Raw genomic sequence first — 18,866 nt, forward strand, 5'->3', positions numbered from 1 at the left:
TACATTACGTAACTTACACGAGACATAATCATCACAGCACCATCACAGCAAAGTGATCGGATCGGGGATGACCCGCACCGGTGGGGAACGGCGGGCGTCGAGCACGCCGCGGGCTGCCTTGAGCGCGGCCGCGAGCTGCTGCCCCTGCGCTCTGGGAACCCGCACCAGAACACGTTCCCATCGCTGCCCGGCAAGCTCCGACGCGTCCGCGTCCCCGACGGGAGCAGGCCGGGCCGCCCGCCCGGCGGGGACGGATCGACCTGTCTCACCAGCGGGAGCGGGCCGGCCCGCCGTCCCGGCGCCGGCCGGGCGGTCCACCTCCTCCAGCGGGACCGGGCCGAGCACGTCGGCGCCGGCGGGCAGCCGCGCCGCCGCGACCAGGTCGGCAACCGCGCCGGCGCTGCCCTCGACAGCGACGACGCGGGTGGCCGGCGGGAAGCCGAGGGCAGCCCGCTCATCCGCCTCCCGCCGGACGAACCAGGCCGGATCCCAGCGGGTCAGCGCCTGGACCACCGCGAGCCCGGCGTCGGCGGCGACGACGACCCGGCCGCCGTCCGCCGCGGGCCTGGCAAGCGCCGCCGCCGCGCACCACCGGCGCAGCGTCTCCTCAGCCGCGCGCAGATCCGGGCGGCCCAGCAGCGCCCACGTGTCGAGCAGCAGGACCGCGCCATACCCGCCGTCGGCCACCGGCTCGGCCCCCGGGGTGGCCACCACCAGCGCGGGCGCCGCCGCGACGGTCGCCAGCACGCCATCCCGGCCGGAGGTGCGCACGACGGCCCCTGGGAAGGCGCGTCCCAGCTCCTCGGCGGTGCGCCTGTCCCCGACGACGCTCGCGCGGAAGCGGACGTCCCGGCAGTACGGGCACCGCCACCCGGCCTCGGCCGGCACCGGCGCCGGCACCGGGGATCCGGCCGGGACTGGCACCGAAGGTCTGACCGGGGCCGTCGCGGAAGGCCTGGTGGGCCGTCCGCCGGCGTCAGCGGCCCCGGGCGGCGGGGCAGCCCCGGGCGGCGGCGGCGGGTGGTGGGCGTCGGCCCGCACGCCGACCGCCACCCGCGCGCACCAGCCGCAGGTCGGCGGCCCGGACCCGCCGTGGCGTCCCAGCGGCCCCCCGCAGTGCCGGCAGCGGGCCGGCCGTCGGCAGCCCGCGCAGGCCAGCGACGGCTGGTACCCGCGCCGCGGCACCTGCACGAGAACCGGCGCGCCCGCGGCCAGCGCGTCCCGCGCGGCACGCCAGGCCAGCGACGGCAGCCGCGCCGCCCGCGCCGCCGGATCCCGGGCCTGTTCGACCTGCGAGCCCGTCGCCTCGACCCGGGGCGCGACAGCCCGGACCACCGGGCGCGGCGCGATCAGGGCCGATGCCCAGCCGACGCGCACCATCGCCTCGGCATCGGTCGACGGCGACCAGCCACCGACGATCAGCGCCGCCCGTTGCTGGCGGGCACGCAGTACGGCGACGTCCCGGACGTGCGGATAGGGGGCACGCGGCTCGGCGTGCAGGTCGTCCCCGTCGTCCCAGACGACGATCAGCCCGAGGTCCGTGACCGGAGCGAACACGGCAGCCCTGGTTCCCACGACCACCCGAGCCTGCCCGCGGCGGACGGCGAGGAAGCGCCGGTAGCGTTCGGCCGGGCCGAGATCGGCACGCAGCGCGACAAAATCGTCCGGGTCGAGCACGTCCATCAGCGCGGCGGCGACCCGCTCGACGTCACGGTGGTCGGGCACGACGACCACCGCCCCGCGGGCGGACGCCACCGTGGCGGCCACGGCCGCGGCGACCATCGCCGGCCAGGAGGACGGCCCGGGAAGCGCCCACCACACGGCCCGGGGGCTGCCGCCGGCACGCAGGGCCGCCAGCATCCGCTCCCCGTCGGGATAGTCCGCCCAGACACCGGACAGCCCCACCCGCACCGCCACCGCCGTGCTCCCAGCCACCGCCGTCCCAGCTGCTGTAGCCCCATCCACCGCCGGCCCGGCCGCCGTCGGCCGTGCCGGTGGGTCGGCCGGCGCCGGCGGGCCGGCGGGGGACGTCGAGCTGACGGGAGGCTTCTTCTGTGCCCTGGTCTCCTTCTCCACTCGGGCGTGCCGGGGTGGGACGGCGAGCCGGAGCACGTCGGCGACCGTGCCCGCGTAACGGTCGGCCACCGCCCGGGCCAGCTCGGCGATGTCGGGGGCGAGGACCGGCTCCGCGGAGGTGACCCTGGCCAGAAAGGCGAGCCGGCCGGTGTGCTCGGAACGCTCACAGCGCTCGAGGATGAAACCGTCCAGCAGCCGGCCGGCGAACCGGACCCGGACCCGAGCGCCGGGGACGGCCTCCTGCGCCCACTGCCGCGGCACCAGGTAGTCGAACGGCCGGTCCAGATGGGCGTGCCCGACGTCCACCGCAACCCGGGCGACCGGCAGCTCGCTCGCGGTGACCGGCGCCCCTACAGCGGCGGCGGTCTTCCTGCCAGTACCCACTCGCGAGGACGCCGGGCGAGGCGAGCGGGCACCCCGAGCGGGCGCCGGCACGCCGACATCCACCCCCGCGGCGGCCACCCCGTCCGCCGGTGGGGCCGTGCCAGCCGCTGGCCCGGCGGCCAGACCAGCCATCGGGCCGGCTGCGGCGTCCAGCCCGACGAAGACCCCAAGTTGTTCGGGCATACCTGTTTGGTACCAGCCCCCTACGACAGATCGTCCATCCCCCACGGGGACACCCGCTTACAGACGCGCCCCCCACGAAGCCCAGAGGCAGGGGCCCCAAATTTTCGCTTCGCGAAAATTTGGGGTCAGCGGATGGCCGCGGCCAGGGACTGGGCTCGGGAGGTGGACTCCCAGGTGAAGTCGAGTTCCGGGCGTCCGAAGTGGCCGTAGGCGGCGGTCTGGGTGTAGATCGGCCGCAGCAGGTCCAGGTCCCGGATGATCGCGGCCGGCCGGAGGTCGAAGACGGCGGTCACGGCGTCCTGGATCTGCTCGTCGGGCACCACACCGGTACCGAAGGTCTCGACGAACAGGCCGACTGGGTGCGCCTTGCCGATAGCGTAGGCGACCTGTACCTCGCACCTGCGGGCGAGCCCGGCGGCGACGACGTTCTTGGCGACCCAGCGCGTCGCGTACGCGGCCGACCGGTCGACCTTGGACGGGTCCTTGCCGGAGAAGGCACCGCCGCCGTGGCGGGCCATCCCCCCGTAGGTGTCAACGATGATCTTCCGTCCGGTGAGACCGGCGTCCCCCATGGGGCCTCCCACCTCGAACCGGCCGGTCGGGTTGACCAGCAGCCGGTGCCCGTCGGTGGTGATGTCGAGGGCGGCCAGCTCCGGGGCGACGACGAACTCGGCGATGTCGGGCGCGAGCAGGGTGTCGAGGTCGATGTCGGCCGCGTGCTGGGTGGAGACGACGACGGTGTCCAGCCGCACCGGCCGGCCGTCGGCGTACTCGATGGTGACCTGGGTCTTGCCGTCGGGGCGCAGGTAGCCGATGCGGCCCTCCTTACGGACGGCGGACAGGCGGCGGGCGAGCCGGTGGGCGAGCGCGATCGGCAGCGGCATCAGTTCGGGGGTCTCGTCGCAGGCGTAGCCGAACATCAGGCCCTGGTCGCCGGCGCCCTGGCGGTCGAGCTCGTCCTCGCCGGCGCCGCCCACCCGGGCCTCGTGGGCGGTGTCGACCCCCTGGGCGATGTCAGGCGACTGCGACCCGATCGACACGCTCACCCCGCAGGACGCGCCGTCGAAGCCCTTCTTGGACGAGTCGTAGCCGATCTCCAGCACGCGTTCGCGGACAACGGCGGCGATGTCCACATAGGTGTCCGTGCTGACCTCACCGGCGACGTGGACCTGGCCGGTGGTGATCAGCGTTTCGACCGCGACCCGGCTGCGCGGGTCATCCTTGATCATCGCGTCGAGGATGGAGTCACTGATCTGATCAGCGATCTTGTCCGGATGCCCCTCGGTAACGGACTCGGAAGTGAACAGGCGCGTCGCCACGTCATGACCCCCTGGGAGATCCAGTCTGATTCGGGCGAAGTCTACCGGCGGGTACCGGCGGGCAGGCCGACAACGGAGCCATCCGCTACAGCGAGTCGTGTCACGACCAGGTCGAGCACCTGGTGCGCGAGCAGGTCCTTGCTGGTCCGTTCGATGGCGGTCTGCGTGCCGTCCGCGCCGAGAACCACGGCGGCGTTGTGGTCGACCTCGAACCCGAGCCCGTCGCCGACCTGGTTGACGACCAGCAGGTCGGCTTTCTTGCGGGCGAGCTTCTCCCGGCCGAGGGTCACGATGTCCACGCCCGGCCCGCCGGTCTCGGCGGCGAAGCCGACGAGCAGCTGGCCCGGGCGGCGGGCGGCTACGAGCTCGGCCAGCACGTCGGGGTTGTGTGCCAGCGCCACCGGCTCGGGGACGCCGTCACCCTTTTTGATCTTATAGGACGCCCGCGCCACGGGCCGGAAGTCCGCGACCGCGGCAGCCATGATCACAACATCCGCCTGGATCGCCTGGGCGTGCACGGCCTCGCGCAGCTGCGCGGTCGACACCACCGGGATGGTGCGCGCCCCGGCGACGTCCGGCAGCGCCACGTTGGCCGCTACCACGACGGTCTGCGCGCCCCGGGCGAGCGCGGCCCTGGCCAGGGCGTAGCCCTGCCGTCCGCTGGAGGAGTTGCCCAGGAAGCGGACGGGGTCGAGATGCTCCCGGGTGCCGCCGGCGCTGACGACGACCCGCCGGCCGGCGAGGTCCGGCACCGTGCCTGCCCGCTCCGGGCCGGCCGGCGTGCTGCCAGCCGGCACGGAGCGGGCTGACGCGAAACGGGCCAGCGCCGAACGGGCCAGCACGGAACGGGCCAGCGCGGCGATCTCCACCGGTTCCGGCAGCCGGCCGGCGCCGGAGTCCGCGCCGGTCAGCCGGCCCACGGCCGGGTCGACGACCAGGCAGCCACGGGAGCGCAGCGTGGCCACGTTGGCCACGGTGGCCGGGTGCTCCCACATCTCGGTGTGCATGGCCGGGGCGAACATCACCGGGCACCGGGCGGTGAGCAGGGTGGCGGTGAGCAGGTCGTCGGAGCGTCCGGTGGCGGCGCGGGCGAGCAGGTCCGCCGTGGCGGGGACGACGAGCACCAGGTCGGCCTGCCGGCCGAGCCGGACGTGTGCCACCTCGGCCGCGTCGGTCCAGACGTCGGTGGCCACCGGATGCCCGGACAGCGCCGCCCAGGTCGGCTCGCCCACGAACCGCAACGCCGCCGCGGTGGGCACGACCCGGACGTCGTGACCGGTCTCGGTGAGCTGGCGCAGCACCTCGACCGCCTTGTAGGCGGCGATCCCACCGGAGACGCCCAGCACGACGCGGGGACGTTGCACGGCCGCGGGGACAGCGGCACCGGTGCCGCTCCCGGTGCCGTTGTCGCTGCCGGCGGTGTCAGCGGACATCAACGGTCATGTCCCGGTGGAACAGGTGTCCCCGATGGCACCGGGTACCCCGGGGCGCCGGGCGTCCCACATCCGATGTACCGGGTGTGCTGACGCTGGCGCTGGGCGTCCCGGCGACACCTGGACCTGCACCGGTGGCGTGTGGCACCGGTGCAGGTGTGGCACGGGGCCGACATGTGGCTGCCGAGGAGGCGTTCAGGAGGCCGGCGGCAGGGGCTCGCCGACGGTCTCGTGCGTCAGCAGACCCGCGTTGATCTCGCGCAGCGCGATGGACAGCGGCTTCTCCTGGGCGCTGGCGGTGTCGACCAGCGGGCCGACATACTCCAGCAGGCCCTCGCCGAGCTGCGAGTAGTAGGCGTTGATCTGCCGGGCCCGCTTGGCTGCGTAGATCACCAGACTGTACTTGGAGTCGGTGGCTTCCAGGAGCTCGTCGATCGGCGGGTTGGTGATGCCTTCGGGCTGGGCGACAGTGCCGGACACGGTGTCCTTCCGCAAACACGGGGCTGTCAGCCCGCTGGCGAACCGACAGCATGGTCAGGATGTGGTCCTGGAGAACAGGGTCAGGGGCGGATGCCCGGGACCGCGGCGGCCCCGCCGGGCCCCGCGACCCGGGGCCGCGGGCCGGTGGGCGTCCACGCCCTCAGCCGTACCCTCGGACCGCAACGGTACGGCCTCCATAACAGTAGAGCAGGCGGCGCGGGGAGGGCGGACGGCCGGACGGCCCGGCCGAGGCACTAGTCGGTGTCCATCAGGGCTACCAGCCGGGCCGCCGCCCGGGTCACGTCGTCGTTGACCACCACCGCGTCGAACTCGGATTCGGCGGCAAGCTCGGTGCGGGCCCGGTCAAGGCGGCGTTCGATCACCTCCGGCGGCTCCGTGCCGCGTCCGGTGAGCCGACGGACCAGCTCCTGCCAGGACGGCGGGGCGAGGAAGACGAACCGGGCGTCGGGAATACCCGCACGTACCTGCCGGGCGCCCTGAAGTTCGATTTCCAGCAGGCACGGCACCCCTTCGGCGAGACGGGCCTCCAGCGGCGCGCGGGGGGTTCCATAGGCATGACCGGCGAACATCGCATGCTCAAGAAGCTCACCCTTCTTGACCATCAGGGTGAACTCCTCGACATCAACGAAGTGATACTCCACCCCGTTGGTCTCCCCCGGGCGCGGCGCGCGTGTCGTGCAACTGACCGAAACCCAGACCTCGGGGTGGCGTCGACGCACCTCGGCGACGACGGTCCCTTTCCCGACGCCTGACGGACCGGACAGAACGGTGAGCCGCATCCATACACCGTAGTGTGTTGCGGCCGCACACTCAAAAAAACATGATCGGGTCGGAGTGTGGTCCCGACTGTGGTCGGACGGTGTACCGCCCGGTGTTACGACCCACCGTGGCGGTCACCGGGTAACGGGGGTGACCTGGGCGAGCAGGCCCGCGTGCGGCCCGCGGCCGTCCGCCCGCCTCTCTCCTCGCCGGCCTGGCCGTGCGGGGCCCGCATGCGCGCACGCCCGGTGGCGCACCGGCAGAGACGCGCCGGCAAAGAAACGTCGGTACGGCGGCCCGGCGCGGTGTGGTTGTCACCATTGCCGGGACGCCGTACCAACCCCACTGCGCCCAGAGATATGTGTCATTTGCCTGCCGGCCACCGGTGTTGCTCAGGAACTCGCGAACTCCTGTACCAGTGCGGCACGCTGTTTGGCGCCCAGGCCGCGCAGGCGACGGCTGTCGCTGATCGCGAGCCTCTCCATGATCCTTGTGGCGCGGACGCGGCCGACGCCGGGCAGGGATTCCAGAACAGCGGCCACCTTCATCTTTCCGATGACCTCGTCGGTGTCGGCTCTCTCCAGGACGGACGCGAGGGACACTTCCGCCTTCTTGAGCCGTTCCTTGAGTTCCGCACGCTGCTTACGCGCCAACGCAGCTTTCTCGAGGGCAGCAGCCCTCTGCTCGGGCGTGAGGGGCGGCAGGGGCACGGGTACGCCTCCTTCTTTGGGGTGATCGCGGCGCCGCGCAAGTTAGCGAATAACGGGCGTCTCGGTCCAGCCGGCGGTACGGGCACATCTGCGGACTATTGTCCACAGGACGGGGTCCATACGTTGGCCTGAATCGGGTTGCCGCCACACGCGCCCTTTGCTTTCGGTCGCTCGCGGACCACCGTACCGGGCAGATCCCCTCGAGATGGCCGGAGTGGGGCCTGTGTGATGTCACACCAGGTCAGCGGCACCGTGGCCGGGTCGCCATCCGGCCACGAACCGGGCCGCGGCCATCCCCGGATCGTCGGCGGCGATGATCGGACGGCCGACCACAAGAAGATCGGAACCTGCGTCGACAGCTTCGGCGGGTGTTGCGGCACGCGCCTGATCATCGGGCCGCGACCCTGCCGCACGGATACCGGGCGTGATAAGAGTCACATCACTTCCGACTTCCGAACGGACCGCGGCAACCTCCCGGGGGCTGCACACCACCGCGCGGGCACCCGCGGCCACCGCCAGTGCCGCGAGCCTGCGCACGACGTCCAACGGTGTCCCGGCAAACCCCACGGCGGCCAGCTCCGCGCCGCCCAGGGAGGTCAGGACGGTCACCGCGGCGACCTCGACGTCGGGCGCGGCGTCGACCGCGGCACGCACCATCGCCGCGCCCCCGGCGGCGTGCACCGTCACGTACCGGGGCGCCAGCCGGGCCACGGAGCGCATCCCCGCGGCCACCGTGTTGGGGATGTCGTGCAGCTTGAGGTCGAGGAACAGCCCGACCCGCTCCTCGGTGGCGCTGGCCGCGGCAGTGGGGGCGGCCGGGACGGCGGGAACGCTGGTGAGCCCGTCGGCGAGCGGCCCGGACCGGCCGTCCGCGGCCGCGCCGGACAGACCGTCCGTCCCGCGCGGCCCGTCCGTGATCACGTCCCGCAGGGCTGTCACGACGCCGGGCCCCTCCCGGTGGAACAGCCCCAGACCCACCTTCAGGACGGCCACGTGCGGGGCCACCACCGCGGCCAGGCGCAGCGCGGCCGGCCCGTCGGGCACGTCCAGCGCGACCGCCAGGGGTGGGCGTGACGTCCAGCTGCCCAGCCGGGTCCGGGGGAACGCGGTCATCCGGCCACCATCATCCGATCACTGTCTGCCGGTGGGTGTCGCCGACCGAGGCCCGCCCGGTGCCGGGCCCGCCGGTACGTTGATCGTCAACGGGCTGGTTGGCGTCGGGGTCGTACGGCTGCTCCCAGGCAGCCTGCAGCCCGGCGTGGAAGCTCTGCAGCGGCCGCACGCCCATGTCGCCGCGCACCAGCGCCTCGATGGCCTGTACGCAGGCGGCGGCGCCCTGGATCGTGGTGACACAGGGCACACCGGTGGCCACGCACGCCGCCCGGATCTCGTATCCGTCCAGCCGCGGCCCGACCCCCCACGGTGTGTTGATCACCAGGTTGATCTGACCAGATATGATCATCTCGACGCAGTCGACCAGGTTCGGGTCGGGCACGGAGTGCTTGCCCAGGACGACCGCCTGCACCCCGTTGCGGCCCAGCACCTGCGCGGTCCCCTCGGTGGCGTAGACGACGAACCCCAGGTCGGCGAGCCGTTTGACCGGGAATATCATCGCCCGCTTGTCCCGGTTGGCCACGGAGACGAACACCCGGCCGTAGACCGGCAGCGACAGGGAGGCGGCGGCCTGGGACTTGGCGTAGGCGGCGCCGAAACCGGCGTCGATGCCCATCACCTCGCCGGTGGACTTCATCTCCGGGCCGAGCACGGTGTCCACCCCACGGCCGCCGACGTCCCGGAACCGGCCGAAGGGCAGTACCGCCTCCTTCACCGCGATGTGGGAGTCCAGCGGCAGGATCGCGGCGTCGCCGTGGGCGGGCAGCAGCCCCTCCGCGCGCAGCTGCGCCACGGTCGTGCCGACCATCACCCGGGCGGCGGCCTTCGCCAGCGGCACCGCGGTCGCCTTGGACACGAACGGCACGGTCCGTGACGCCCGCGGGTTGGCCTCCAGTACATACAGCACGTCGGCCTGCAGCGCGTACTGGACGTTGAGCAGGCCACGCACGCCCACGCCCTCGGCGATCAGCCGGGTGGACTCGCGGATGCGCTCCAGCTCGCCGCGTCCCAGGGTGATCGGCGGCAGCGCGCAGGCGGAGTCACCGGAGTGGACCCCGGCCTCCTCGATGTGCTCCATCACACCGCCGAGGTACAGCTCGGTGCCGTCGTAGAGCGCGTCCACGTCGATCTCGACGGCGTCGTCGAGGAACCGGTCGACCAGGACGGGGTGCTGCGGGCTGATCTCGGTCGCCCGTTCGATGTAGCCGCGCAGCATCGCCTCGTCGTAGACGATCTCCATCCCGCGCCCGCCGAGGACGTAGGACGGCCGTACCAGCACCGGGTAGCCGATCCGCTCCGCCACCGCGCGGGCCTCGTCGAAGAAGGTCGCCACCCCGTGCGGCGGCGAGGGCAGCCCGGCTCGGGCAAGCACCTGCCCGAACAGGCCGCGGTCCTCGGCCAGGTGGATCGCGCGCGGCTCCGTCCCGACGATCGGGACGCCGGCGGCGGCCAGCGGCGCGGCAATGCCCAGCGGGGTCTGGCCACCGAGCTGGACGATCACACCGACCAGTTCCCCGGCCTGCTGTTCGGCGTGGACGACCTCCAGGACGTCCTCGACGGTGAGCGGTTCGACGTAGAGCCGGTCGGCGGTGTCGTAGTCGGTGGAGACCGTCTCCGGATTACAGTTGATCATGATCGTCTCGTAGCCGGCGTCCGAGAGCGCCATCACCGCGTGGCAGCAGGCGTAGTCGAACTCGATGCCCTGCCCGATCCGGTTGGGCCCGCTGCCCAGCACGATCACCCGGGGCCGGTCGCTGGGGGCGACCTCGGTCTCGCTGTCGTAGGACGAGTAGTGGTACGGCGTGGCCGAGGCGAACTCGGCCGCGCAGGTGTCGATGGTCTTGTAGACGGGCCGGATGCCGGCGCGGTGGCGGGCCGCGCGCACGGCGTCCTCGGTGGTGGCGAGCAGGTCGGCGAGCTGGGCGTCGGAGAAGCCCAGGCGCTTGGCCCGCAGCAGGTCGGCCGGGGCGAGGTCCACCAGGTCACCGGTGATGGTGGCGGCGACCCGGTTGAGGTGGTCGATCTGCTCCACGAACCAGGGGTCGATGCCGGTCACCTCGGTCACCCGCAGCCGGCCCGCCCCGGCCCGCAGCGCCCGCTGCACCGTGCGCAGCCGCCCGTCGTGCGGGATACGGGCCCGCTCCAGCAGCTCCTCGGCGTCCCCCGGATCGCCGGTGAAGCCGAACACCGCCGACGGCTGCTCCAGCGAACGCAGCGCCTTCTGCAGCGCCTCGGCGAAGCTGCGCCCGACCCCCATCGCCTCACCGACGGACTTCATCGTCGTGGTCAGCGTCGGGTCCGCTCCCGGGAACTTCTCGAAGGCGAACCGGGGCACCTTGACCACGATGTAGTCCAGCGCCGGCTCGAAGGCGGCCGGCGTGGTGCGGGTGATGTCGTTGGGGATCTCGTCCAGGGTGTACCCGAGCGCGAGCTTCGCGGAGATCTTCGCGATCGGGAAGCCGGTGGCCTTCGACGCCAGCGCCGACGACCGGGAGACCCGGGGGTTCATCTCGATCACGACGAGCCGCCCGGTCGCCGGATCCACGGCAAACTGGATGTTGCACCCACCCGCGTCGACACCCACCGCGCGCATGACCGCGATGGCCATGTTCCGCATCTGCTGGTATTCGCGGTCGGTCAGCGTCATCGCCGGGGCGACCGTCACCGAGTCGCCGGTGTGCACACCCATCGGGTCGACGTTCTCGATCGAGCAGACCACGACCACGTTGTCGGCCCGGTCGCGCATCAGCTCGAGCTCGAACTCCTTCCAGCCGAGCACGGACTCCTCGACCAGGACCTCCGAGGACGGGCTCGCGGCGATGCCGTCCGCGGCCATCCGGCGCAGCTCGTCGGCGTCGTGGGCGAAACCGCTGCCGGCGCCGCCGAGGGTGAAGCTCGGGCGCACCACCACCGGGTAGGAGAACTCCTCGGCGGCGGCCAGGCACTCCTGCGGGGTCGTGCAGATGGCGCTGCGGGCGGTCTCGCCGCCGACGGCGGCCACGATGTCCTTGAACGCCTGCCGGTCCTCGCCCGCGCGGATCGCGTCGATGTTCGCGCCGATCAGGCGGACGCCGTAGCGGTCGAGGACGCCCGCGGCGTGCAGGTCCATGGCGGTGTTCAGCGCGGTCTGCCCGCCCATGGTCGCCAGCAGCGCGTCCGGGCGCTCCCGTTCAATGATCTTGGCGACCGTCTCCGGGGTGATCGGCTCGACGTAGGTGGCGTCCGCGATGTCCGGATCGGTCATGATCGTGGCCGGGTTGCTGTTGACCAGCACCACCCGCAGCCCCTCGGAACGCAGCACCCGGCACGCCTGTGTCCCGGAATAGTCGAACTCGCACGCCTGGCCGATGACGATCGGCCCCGACCCGATGACCAGGACGCTGGTCAAATCCTCCCGCCGCGGCATCAGCGCACGCCCTCCCGTCCGCGTCCCCGCCTACCCGCCCCCCGGCCCGCCCCGCGGGCACCCGGCTGGTGGCCCGCCGGCCCCGGGGTGGCTCGCCCCCGGGTGGCCGGCCTGTGGGCCGGCTCGCAGCGTCCCATACCCGACCCGTCGCGGTGCCCCACAGCGCCGTGTCCGCTGGGCACCACCAGCAGGCGACCGTGCCCGCCAGAGCCTGCCGGCGGACAGCCAGGACCGTCGGGCGTCACCGGCGGGCGGCCATGAGGTCGCGGAAGCGCTCGAACAGTCCGTGCGCGTCGTGCGGGCCCGGCGCCGCCTCGGGGTGGAACTGGACGCTGAACGCGGGCACGTCCAGGCAGGCCAGCCCCTCGACCACGTTGTCGTTCAACGCCACGTGACTGACCTCGACCCGCCCGTACGGGGTCTGCGTGACGCCGTCGAGCGGCGCCTGGACCGCGAAGCCGTGGTTGTGGCTGGTCACCATAATCCGGCCAGTCGCGGTCTCGGCCACCGGCTGGTTGACCCCGCGGTGGCCGTAGGTCAGCTTGTACGTCTCGAAGCCGAGCGCCCTGGCCAGCACCTGGTTGCCGAAGCAGATCCCGAAGACCGGGACCCCCGCGTCGAGCACCCGGCGCACCGCCTGGACCGCGTAGTCCGCCGCCGCCGGGTCACCCGGGCCGTTGGACAGGAACACCCCGTCCGGCGTCAGCTCCAGCAGCTCGTCGGCCCCGCTGCGCGCCGGCAGGACGTGCACCTCGCAGCCGAGGGCGCTCAGCGCGTTCGGGGTCGCCCGCTTCATGCCCAGGTCGAGCGCGGCCACCCGGAAGTAGGGGACGTCGGTGGCGGCCCGCACGACGTAGGGCGCGCGGGTGCTCACCTGCGGCGCCAGGTCGGCGCCGACCATGCTCGGGCTCGTCCGCACCCGTTGGAGCAGCTCACCGGGGTCCTCGGTGGCGGGGCCGATGCCGCACCGCATCGCCCCGCGCTCCCGCAGGTGGCGGGTGAGGGCCCGGGTGTCGATGCCGCTGACGCCCACCACCCCGGCGTCCGCCAGCTCGTCGTCGAGGGTGCGTCGCGCCCGCCAGCTCGAGGCGATCCGGCTCGGGTCGCGCACCACGAAGCCGGCGACGTGAATCCGCTCCGACTCGTTGTCGTCGTCGTTGACCCCGGTGTTGCCGATGTGCGGCGCGGTCATGACCACGATCTGCCGGTGGTAGGACGGGTCGGTGAGGGTCTCCTGGTAGCCGGTCATACCGGTGGCGAAGACAACCTCGCCGAAGGCCTCCCCCCGCACGCCGAACGCCTCGCCGACGAAGTGGCGCCCGTCCTCCAGCATCAGCCGGACATCCGGGTGGCTGGCGTGCGACGCGGTGGAGCGCGCCGGCCCGCGCAGGTGGCCGGGCAGGCCACCTGCCGCCGACGTTCGACCGCCGGAGCTGTCCCCGCCTACGCTCACCGCGTCCCCAATCCGTTGCGATACGTCCCCGGCCTGTTCCGGCGGGCCGCCGCCGCGCAGGCCCGCCGGGGCACTCACCCAGGTGTCCTTCATCTTGCGGACGACCTCCCCCAGCGGAGATGTCAGTGGATCGACATAACCGCGCGGGCCGCCACCCTGGCCGCCGGCCCGCGCGGTGTGCCCGGCCTCACCAGCCGGGCGCCGCTGCCCACCGGGGCCACCGGGGCCACCGGTGTCACCCGCCGGAGCGGGCCCGCCGGCCGGTGGATAGCCCGGCGCGGCCTGCCCTGGCACGGGCGGGGCCGGCTGCGGCAGCGGGGCGTGCGCCGCGGTGGATGACGGCGGGCGGGTGACCACCGTTATGGGCGGCCCGTCCTGTGGCCGGGTAGGCGAAGCGCCCTGTGGCCCGGTGGGCGAAGCGCCCTGTGGCCGGGGCAGGCCCGGCACCGTCGCCGCGCCCGTCACCACCGGGCCGCCCGCCGTGCCCGGCGCGCCCGATCCGTGGCCTGGTGGCGTGCCGCCGCCGGGTGGCCCGCTCCCGCCGGCCGGCCCGGTCCCGCCCGTGGGCCGGGCGCCCGTGGGCCGTTGCCCCGCAGCCTGCCCCGAGGCCGCGGCGCCCAGCGCCCGCGGGCGCAGCCGGGAGACCGCCCGGCCGACCGGATGAGGCCTGGTGATCTCGCCGTCGGTGGGCGCCGGCCCCGGGCCGATCAGGCTGTGCACGGCGCGGACCACCTTGGGCTGGCGGGCCCGGTCGTCCCCGCGCAGGCCCGTCTCCAGCTCGTGCGCGCCCAGCGACCAGGCGATGACGATGATGCGTCCGACGCCGGCGACCTTGCCGGCGTGCGCCCGTTCGAGACGGGCGCCGCGCACGGCCTCCCGCGGGATCCAGAACGGCTCGTTACCGGCCCGGTCCACCCGGATGCCACGGTCGTAGACGGAGACGTACGCGTCGGCCCGGCCCCCCAGCCCGCGGGCGGTGACCCGGTCGAGCCAGTGGCCGGCGTCCACCGTGCCCAGGTACAGGCCCTTGATCGGCGCGGCCACCACCTCACCGATGGTCTCGGGGACCACCGGCAGGTCGGGCAGGTCCTCCTCCTGACGGCGGGCGCGGTGGCGCCAGCTGCGGCGCATGGCGTCCACCGCGGCGATGAACAGCAGGATGCACCCGAAGGCGAACAGCAGGTGCAGGCCCAGCCGGTCCGGGCCGCGGTCGGGTTCCGCCAGGGGAAGGCCGCCGGGCAGCGCCACGAACGCGGCGGCGAAGGTGAGATGGTCGGTCATACGATCTTCCCGTCGAGCACGGTTGGACGCCCCCGCAAGAACGTGGCCTGGACCCGTCCAGGCAGCTTGCGGCCGGCGTAGGGAGTGTTGCGGCCGCGGCTGGCCAGCGCGCCGGCGTCGACCGTCCAACGGGCCACCGGATCGACGAGGACCAGGTTCGCCACGGCTCCCGCCGACAGCGACAGCGCACCGGCACCGGCCGGGTGCACGTCGTGGGCGGGCGCCCGGGACGGCCGCCCGCCGGCCGCGGGCGGGTGGTGGTGCCCACCGGCCGGGGCACCGGAGCCGCCGGGCAGGCCACCGATCCGCCCCGGGGCGATCGCCATCCGGTCGGCGAGCCCGGCCCAGTCCAGCAGCCCCGTCTCCAGCATGGTCATGATGGCGATCGACAGCGCGGTCTCCAGGCCGACCATGCCCGGGCGGGCGGCCATCCACTCGGTCTCCTTGTCCTGCGGGGCGTGCGGGGCGTGGTCGGTGGCGACGCAGTCGATCGTGCCGTCGGCGAGCCCGGCGCGCAGCGCCTCCACGTCCGCGGCGGTCCGCAGCGGCGGATTGACCTTGTAGACCGGGTCGAAGGAGGTGGCCAGGTCGTCGGTGAGCAGCAGGTGGTGCGGGGTGACCTCGGCGGTGACCCGCCAGCCCTTGGACTTCGCCCACCGCAGCAGCTCCACCGAGCCGGCGGTGGAGACGTGGCAGACGTGCAGCCGGGAGCCCACGTGGCCGGCGAGCAGCACGTCCCGCGCGATGATCGCCTCCTCGGCGGCGGCCGGCCAGCCGGGCAGGCCGAGCCGCGCCGAGACCACCCCCTCGTTCATCTGCGCGTCCTCGGTCAGCCGGGGCTCCTGGGCATGCTGGGCGATCACCCCGTCGAACGCCTTGACGTACTCCAGCGCCCGGCGCATGAGCACCGCGTCGGACACGCAGTTGCCGTCGTCGGAGAACACCCGCACGGCCGCCGCCGAGGATGCCATCGCGCCGAGCTCGGCGAGCCGGACGCCGCGCAGCCCCTCGGTCACCGCGCCCACCGGGCGCACGTCGCAGTACCCGGCGTCCCGCCCGAGCCGCCAGACCTGCTCGACGACCCCGGCGGTGTCCGCGACGGGCTCGGTGTTGGCCATCGCGAACACGGTGGTGAAACCGCCCAGCGCCGCCGCCCGGGTGCCCGAGGCGACGGTCTCGGCGTCCTCCCGGCCCGGTTCGCGCAGATGGGTGTGCAGGTCCACCAGCCCGGGCAGGGCGACCAGGCCGTCGGCGTCCAGGACGGTCGCGCCCACGACGGACAGGTCGCGGCCGGCCTCGGCGATGATCCCGCCGTCGAGCAGCAGGTCCACCGGGTCGCCGCCGAGCGGCCGCACCCCGCGCAGGTGCCAGCGCCCGGCCTCGTGCGCGGGTCCGCCGGCGGTGTCGCCGTGTCGCGTCATGGCACCTCCCTGGTACCGCCGAGAAGCAGATACAGAACCGCCATCCGCACGCTTACGCCGTTGGCGACCTGCTCGACCACGGTCGAGCGGGTCGAGTCGGCCACATCCGAGGCGATCTCCATGCCGCGCACCATCGGCCCCGGGTGCATGACCAGCGCGGACAGCGGCATCGCCGCGAGTCGGTCGGCATCCAGACCGTACCGGCGGGCGTACTCCCGCTCGGTGGGGAAGAACGCCGCGGTCATCCGCTCCCGCTGCACCCGCAACATCATCACCACGTCGCTGCCGGGCAGGACCGCGTCCAGATCGTAGGAGACCGTCACCGGCCACTGCTCCACCCCGACCGGGACGAGGGTGGGCGGGGCGACCACCGTCACGGCCGCGCCCAGCGTGGACAGCAGCCACACGTTGGAGCGGGCCACCCGGGAGTGCAGGACGTCACCGACGATGGTGACGGACAGGCCCTCGATCCGGCCGAGCCGGCGGCGGATGGTGAACGCGTCCAGCAGCGCCTGGGTCGGATGCTCGTGGGTGCCGTCCCCGGCGTTGAGCACGCTGCCGCGCACCCAGGCGGCCAGCCGGTGCGGCGCGCCGCTGGCCGGATGCCGGCAGACCACGGCGTCGGCCCCCATCGCCTCCAGGGTCTGGGCGGTGTCCTTGAGGCTTTCGCCCTTGGAGACGCTCGACCCCCGGACCGAGAAATTGATCACATCCGCGGACAGCCGCTTGGCGGCGAGCTCGAAGGACGTCCTGGTCCGGGTCGAGTCCTCGAAGAAGAGGTTGACCACGGTACGGCCACGCAGGGTCGGCAGCTTCTTCACCGACCGGTCGGCGACGGTGGCCATGTACTCGGCGGTGTCCAGCACCAGCAGGGCGTCGTCCAGGCTGAGATCCTGGGTGGACAGCAGGTGGCGCATCATGCCGGCCCCGCCGCTTCGGGCCGGCTCACGGCCGGCCCCCGTTCGCGGCCGGCCCGCTCACGGCCACGGCGGGCGGCGGCGGGACGGCCCGGCCGTGCCGGCACGCCGAGCGCTCCGGCGCACCCCCCGGACTCATCGGCCCGCTCCTTCCGACAGGATCATCACGGCGTCCCGGTCGTCGGTCTCGGTGAGGCGGACCGCGACGGCCTCCTGCCTGGACGTCGGCATGTTCTTGCCGACGTAGTCGGCCCGGATCGGCAGCTCCCGGTGCCCGCGGTCCACCAGCACCGCGAGCTGCACCACCCGGGGCCGGCCGAACTGCGCCAGCGCGTCGAGCGCCGCCCGCACCGTCCGGCCGGAGAACAGGACGTCGTCCACCAGGATCACCGTGCGGCCGTCGATCCCGCCGTCCGGCAGGTCGGTCACCGCCAGCGGCCGGACGGCACGCAACTGGAGGTCGTCACGGTGCATGGTCGGGTCGAGCGAGCCCACGCCGAGCTCGACGCCTTCGACCGCCCGGACCCGGTCGGCGAGCCGGCGGGCCAGTGGGACGCCGCGGGTGGGTATACCGAGGAGCACGACACCGTTCCCACCGGCGGTCTTCTCCAGGATCTGGTGGGCCATCCGGGTGAGCACCCGGCCGATGTCCGCGCCGGAGAGCACCGTGCGGGCCGTGCCGGGGCCGCCGGGGGTGCCCGATCCGGACGTACCTGGGGTGGGCCTGTCCGGGGTGGGCGTGGTCATACCCGGGCCCTCCTTCCCCGCCTCACGGGACGGTCCTTAAAGGAGCGGTTCGGATGACGGTATCAGGCAGCACGCATTGTCACTGCACGTTACCTAACGGGAACCGCCCGCACGCGAACGGTCCGTGACGCAGAAATTCCTTACCCGTAACGCCTAGTGCAATCGATGGGCTACAGAAAGTGGTACAAAGAAAGTGTCGACACGACCCCCCTGGTGGTGAGCGACAACCGACCCAGGACTACTATCGGTAACCACCGGCGGCAAGAGCCCCGGTTCCACCTGATCGACCACGACGGGAGTGGGCACTCCGATGTCCGACTATGCGAAGGCGCTCGGTGCTCGGCTGCGAGCAATACGCACCCAGCAGGGGCTCTCGCTTCATGGCGTCGAGGAGAAGTCGCACGGGCGCTGGAAGGCTGTCGTCGTGGGCTCCTACGAACGCGGAGATCGCGCTGTTACGGTGCAGCGCCTGTCCGAACTGGCCGAGTTCTACGGTGTCCCCGTGGGAGAGCTCCTCCCCGAGGGTTCCACCGTGGCTCCGCTCGAGCAGTCTCCGCGCATCGTCCTCGACCTGGAACGGCTTTCCCAGGTTCCGAAGGAACACGGCGGCCCACTCGCCCGCTATGCGGCGACCATCCAGAGCCAGCGCGGGGACTACAACGGCCGCGTACTGTCCATCCGGTACGAGGACCTGCGTTCCCTGGCGGTCATCTACGACACCTCGCCGAGCAAGCTCACCGAGCAGCTCGTCTCATGGGGCGTCCTGAGCCCGGAACAGGGCCAGGAAGCCGGAATCAGCGAATCGGCCTGACCGGCCGCCGCCCGGGCCCCGCCTGACCGTAGACGGCGAGGCCACCAGACCTGCTCGCCGGTCCGCTCGGCCACCGGCGGAGCCACTGTCGTCTCCGCGCACACCACCGTCACGGGTGTCAACAGGCCCGAGCGGCTGACGGCGGCAGCTCGCTTCCTCCTGCCGCCGACGGAAGGTGAGCAGGTTTAGCCGGTTCGTCCCCGGCCTGGTCGGGGGCTACCCAGCTCTCGAACGAACAGGACCTCAACGCTGTTCCCGCAAGAGGCCACTGTTGCGGCGGGCCTCCCTGTTCCCATGGGTCTCCCATGACGGGCCTCCTACGAGCCGTTGTGCTCCTACGAGGCTCCTGCGA

13 protein-coding genes are annotated in these 18,866 nt (G+C 73.2%); 1 reads left to right on the top strand and 12 read right to left on the bottom strand.

Going from position 1 to position 18,866, the window contains the following annotated elements; all coding sequences use genetic code 11:
- Window positions 1-42: 42 nt before the first annotated feature.
- From FSYMDG_RS16340 to pyrR, 12 genes are all read right to left on the bottom strand, one after another.
- Complete coding sequence (locus FSYMDG_RS16340; RefSeq protein ID WP_013874504.1) at window positions 43-2,643, bottom strand: primosomal protein N'; 2,601 nt, start codon at window positions 2,641-2,643, stop codon at window positions 43-45.
- 125 nt (window positions 2,644-2,768) lie between these two features.
- Window positions 2,769-3,962 carry a methionine adenosyltransferase gene (metK, locus tag FSYMDG_RS16350; protein ID WP_013874505.1) on the bottom strand — a complete coding sequence of 398 codons (1,194 nt, stop codon included), beginning with the start codon at window positions 3,960-3,962 and terminating at the stop codon, window positions 2,769-2,771.
- 41 nt (window positions 3,963-4,003) lie between these two features.
- Entirely contained in the window at window positions 4,004-5,395 is a 1,392-nt protein-coding gene (locus FSYMDG_RS16355; protein ID WP_013874506.1) for a bifunctional phosphopantothenoylcysteine decarboxylase/phosphopantothenate synthase, read from the bottom strand.
- A gap of 195 nt (window positions 5,396-5,590) precedes the next feature.
- Entirely contained in the window at window positions 5,591-5,875 is a 285-nt protein-coding gene (gene rpoZ, locus FSYMDG_RS16360) for a DNA-directed RNA polymerase subunit omega (protein ID WP_013874507.1), read from the bottom strand.
- Between the two features lie 254 nt (window positions 5,876-6,129).
- A complete protein-coding gene (gmk, locus tag FSYMDG_RS16365; protein ID WP_013874508.1) occupies window positions 6,130-6,675 on the bottom strand; it encodes a guanylate kinase in 546 nt (181 codons plus the stop codon).
- Window positions 6,676-7,047: 372 nt separating this feature from the next.
- Entirely contained in the window at window positions 7,048-7,365 is a 318-nt protein-coding gene (mihF, locus tag FSYMDG_RS16370; protein ID WP_013874509.1) for an integration host factor, actinobacterial type, read from the bottom strand.
- A gap of 231 nt (window positions 7,366-7,596) precedes the next feature.
- On the bottom strand, window positions 7,597-8,478 hold the full coding sequence (pyrF, locus tag FSYMDG_RS16375) for an orotidine-5'-phosphate decarboxylase (protein ID WP_013874510.1): 882 nt from the start codon (window positions 8,476-8,478) through the stop codon (window positions 7,597-7,599).
- A 10-nt stretch (window positions 8,479-8,488) separates the two neighbouring features.
- A complete protein-coding gene (gene carB, locus FSYMDG_RS16380) occupies window positions 8,489-11,884 on the bottom strand; it encodes a carbamoyl-phosphate synthase large subunit (RefSeq protein ID WP_013874511.1) in 3,396 nt (1,131 codons plus the stop codon).
- Window positions 11,885-12,125: 241 nt separating this feature from the next.
- Entirely contained in the window at window positions 12,126-13,217 is a 1,092-nt protein-coding gene (gene carA / locus FSYMDG_RS16385; protein WP_043606826.1) for a glutamine-hydrolyzing carbamoyl-phosphate synthase small subunit, read from the bottom strand.
- A 1,397-nt stretch (window positions 13,218-14,614) separates the two neighbouring features.
- Window positions 14,615-16,039: a dihydroorotase gene (locus FSYMDG_RS16395; protein ID WP_013874513.1), complete on the bottom strand. Its 1,425-nt coding sequence runs from the start codon at window positions 16,037-16,039 to the stop codon at window positions 14,615-14,617.
- Window positions 16,036-16,959, bottom strand: a complete 924-nt coding sequence (locus FSYMDG_RS16400; protein WP_013874514.1) for an aspartate carbamoyltransferase catalytic subunit — start codon at window positions 16,957-16,959, stop codon at window positions 16,036-16,038. Before FSYMDG_RS16400 ends, FSYMDG_RS16395 begins: the two co-directional genes overlap by 4 nt.
- A 132-nt stretch (window positions 16,960-17,091) precedes the next feature.
- On the bottom strand, window positions 17,092-17,703 hold the full coding sequence (gene pyrR / locus FSYMDG_RS16405; protein WP_013874516.1) for a bifunctional pyr operon transcriptional regulator/uracil phosphoribosyltransferase PyrR: 612 nt from the start codon (window positions 17,701-17,703) through the stop codon (window positions 17,092-17,094).
- 310 nt (window positions 17,704-18,013) lie between these two features.
- Here pyrR and bldD point away from each other — a divergent pair, with 310 nt between their 5' ends.
- Window positions 18,014-18,514, top strand: coding sequence for a transcriptional regulator BldD (bldD, locus tag FSYMDG_RS16410; protein ID WP_013874517.1), 501 nt, complete (start codon window positions 18,014-18,016; stop codon window positions 18,512-18,514).
- Window positions 18,515-18,866 lie beyond the last annotated feature (352 nt).

Origin of the sequence: Candidatus Protofrankia datiscae, assembly GCF_000177615.2 — a bacterium.
Lineage (GTDB): Bacteria > Actinomycetota > Actinomycetes > Frankiales > Frankiaceae > Protofrankia > Protofrankia coriariae.

Bases quoted from the DNA above. Each gene is read 5' to 3' on its own strand.
- pyrR (WP_013874516.1), bottom strand. From the start codon at position 17,703: ATGACCACGCCCACCCCGGACAGGCCCACCCCAGGTACGTCCGGATCG.
- carA (WP_043606826.1), bottom strand. From the start codon at position 13,217: ATGCTGGAGGACGGGCGCCACTTCGTCGGCGAGGCGTTCGGCGTGCGG.
- FSYMDG_RS16355 (WP_013874506.1), bottom strand. From the start codon at position 5,395: ATGTCCGCTGACACCGCCGGCAGCGACAACGGCACCGGGAGCGGCACC.
- carB (WP_013874511.1), bottom strand. From the start codon at position 11,884: ATGCCGCGGCGGGAGGATTTGACCAGCGTCCTGGTCATCGGGTCGGGG.
- pyrF (WP_013874510.1), bottom strand. From the start codon at position 8,478: ATGACCGCGTTCCCCCGGACCCGGCTGGGCAGCTGGACGTCACGCCCA.
- FSYMDG_RS16395 (WP_013874513.1), bottom strand. From the start codon at position 16,039: ATGACGCGACACGGCGACACCGCCGGCGGACCCGCGCACGAGGCCGGG.
- gmk (WP_013874508.1), bottom strand. From the start codon at position 6,675: ATGCGGCTCACCGTTCTGTCCGGTCCGTCAGGCGTCGGGAAAGGGACC.
- bldD (WP_013874517.1), top strand. From the start codon at position 18,014: ATGTCCGACTATGCGAAGGCGCTCGGTGCTCGGCTGCGAGCAATACGC.
- FSYMDG_RS16400 (WP_013874514.1), bottom strand. From the start codon at position 16,959: ATGATGCGCCACCTGCTGTCCACCCAGGATCTCAGCCTGGACGACGCC.
- FSYMDG_RS16340 (WP_013874504.1), bottom strand. From the start codon at position 2,643: ATGCCCGAACAACTTGGGGTCTTCGTCGGGCTGGACGCCGCAGCCGGC.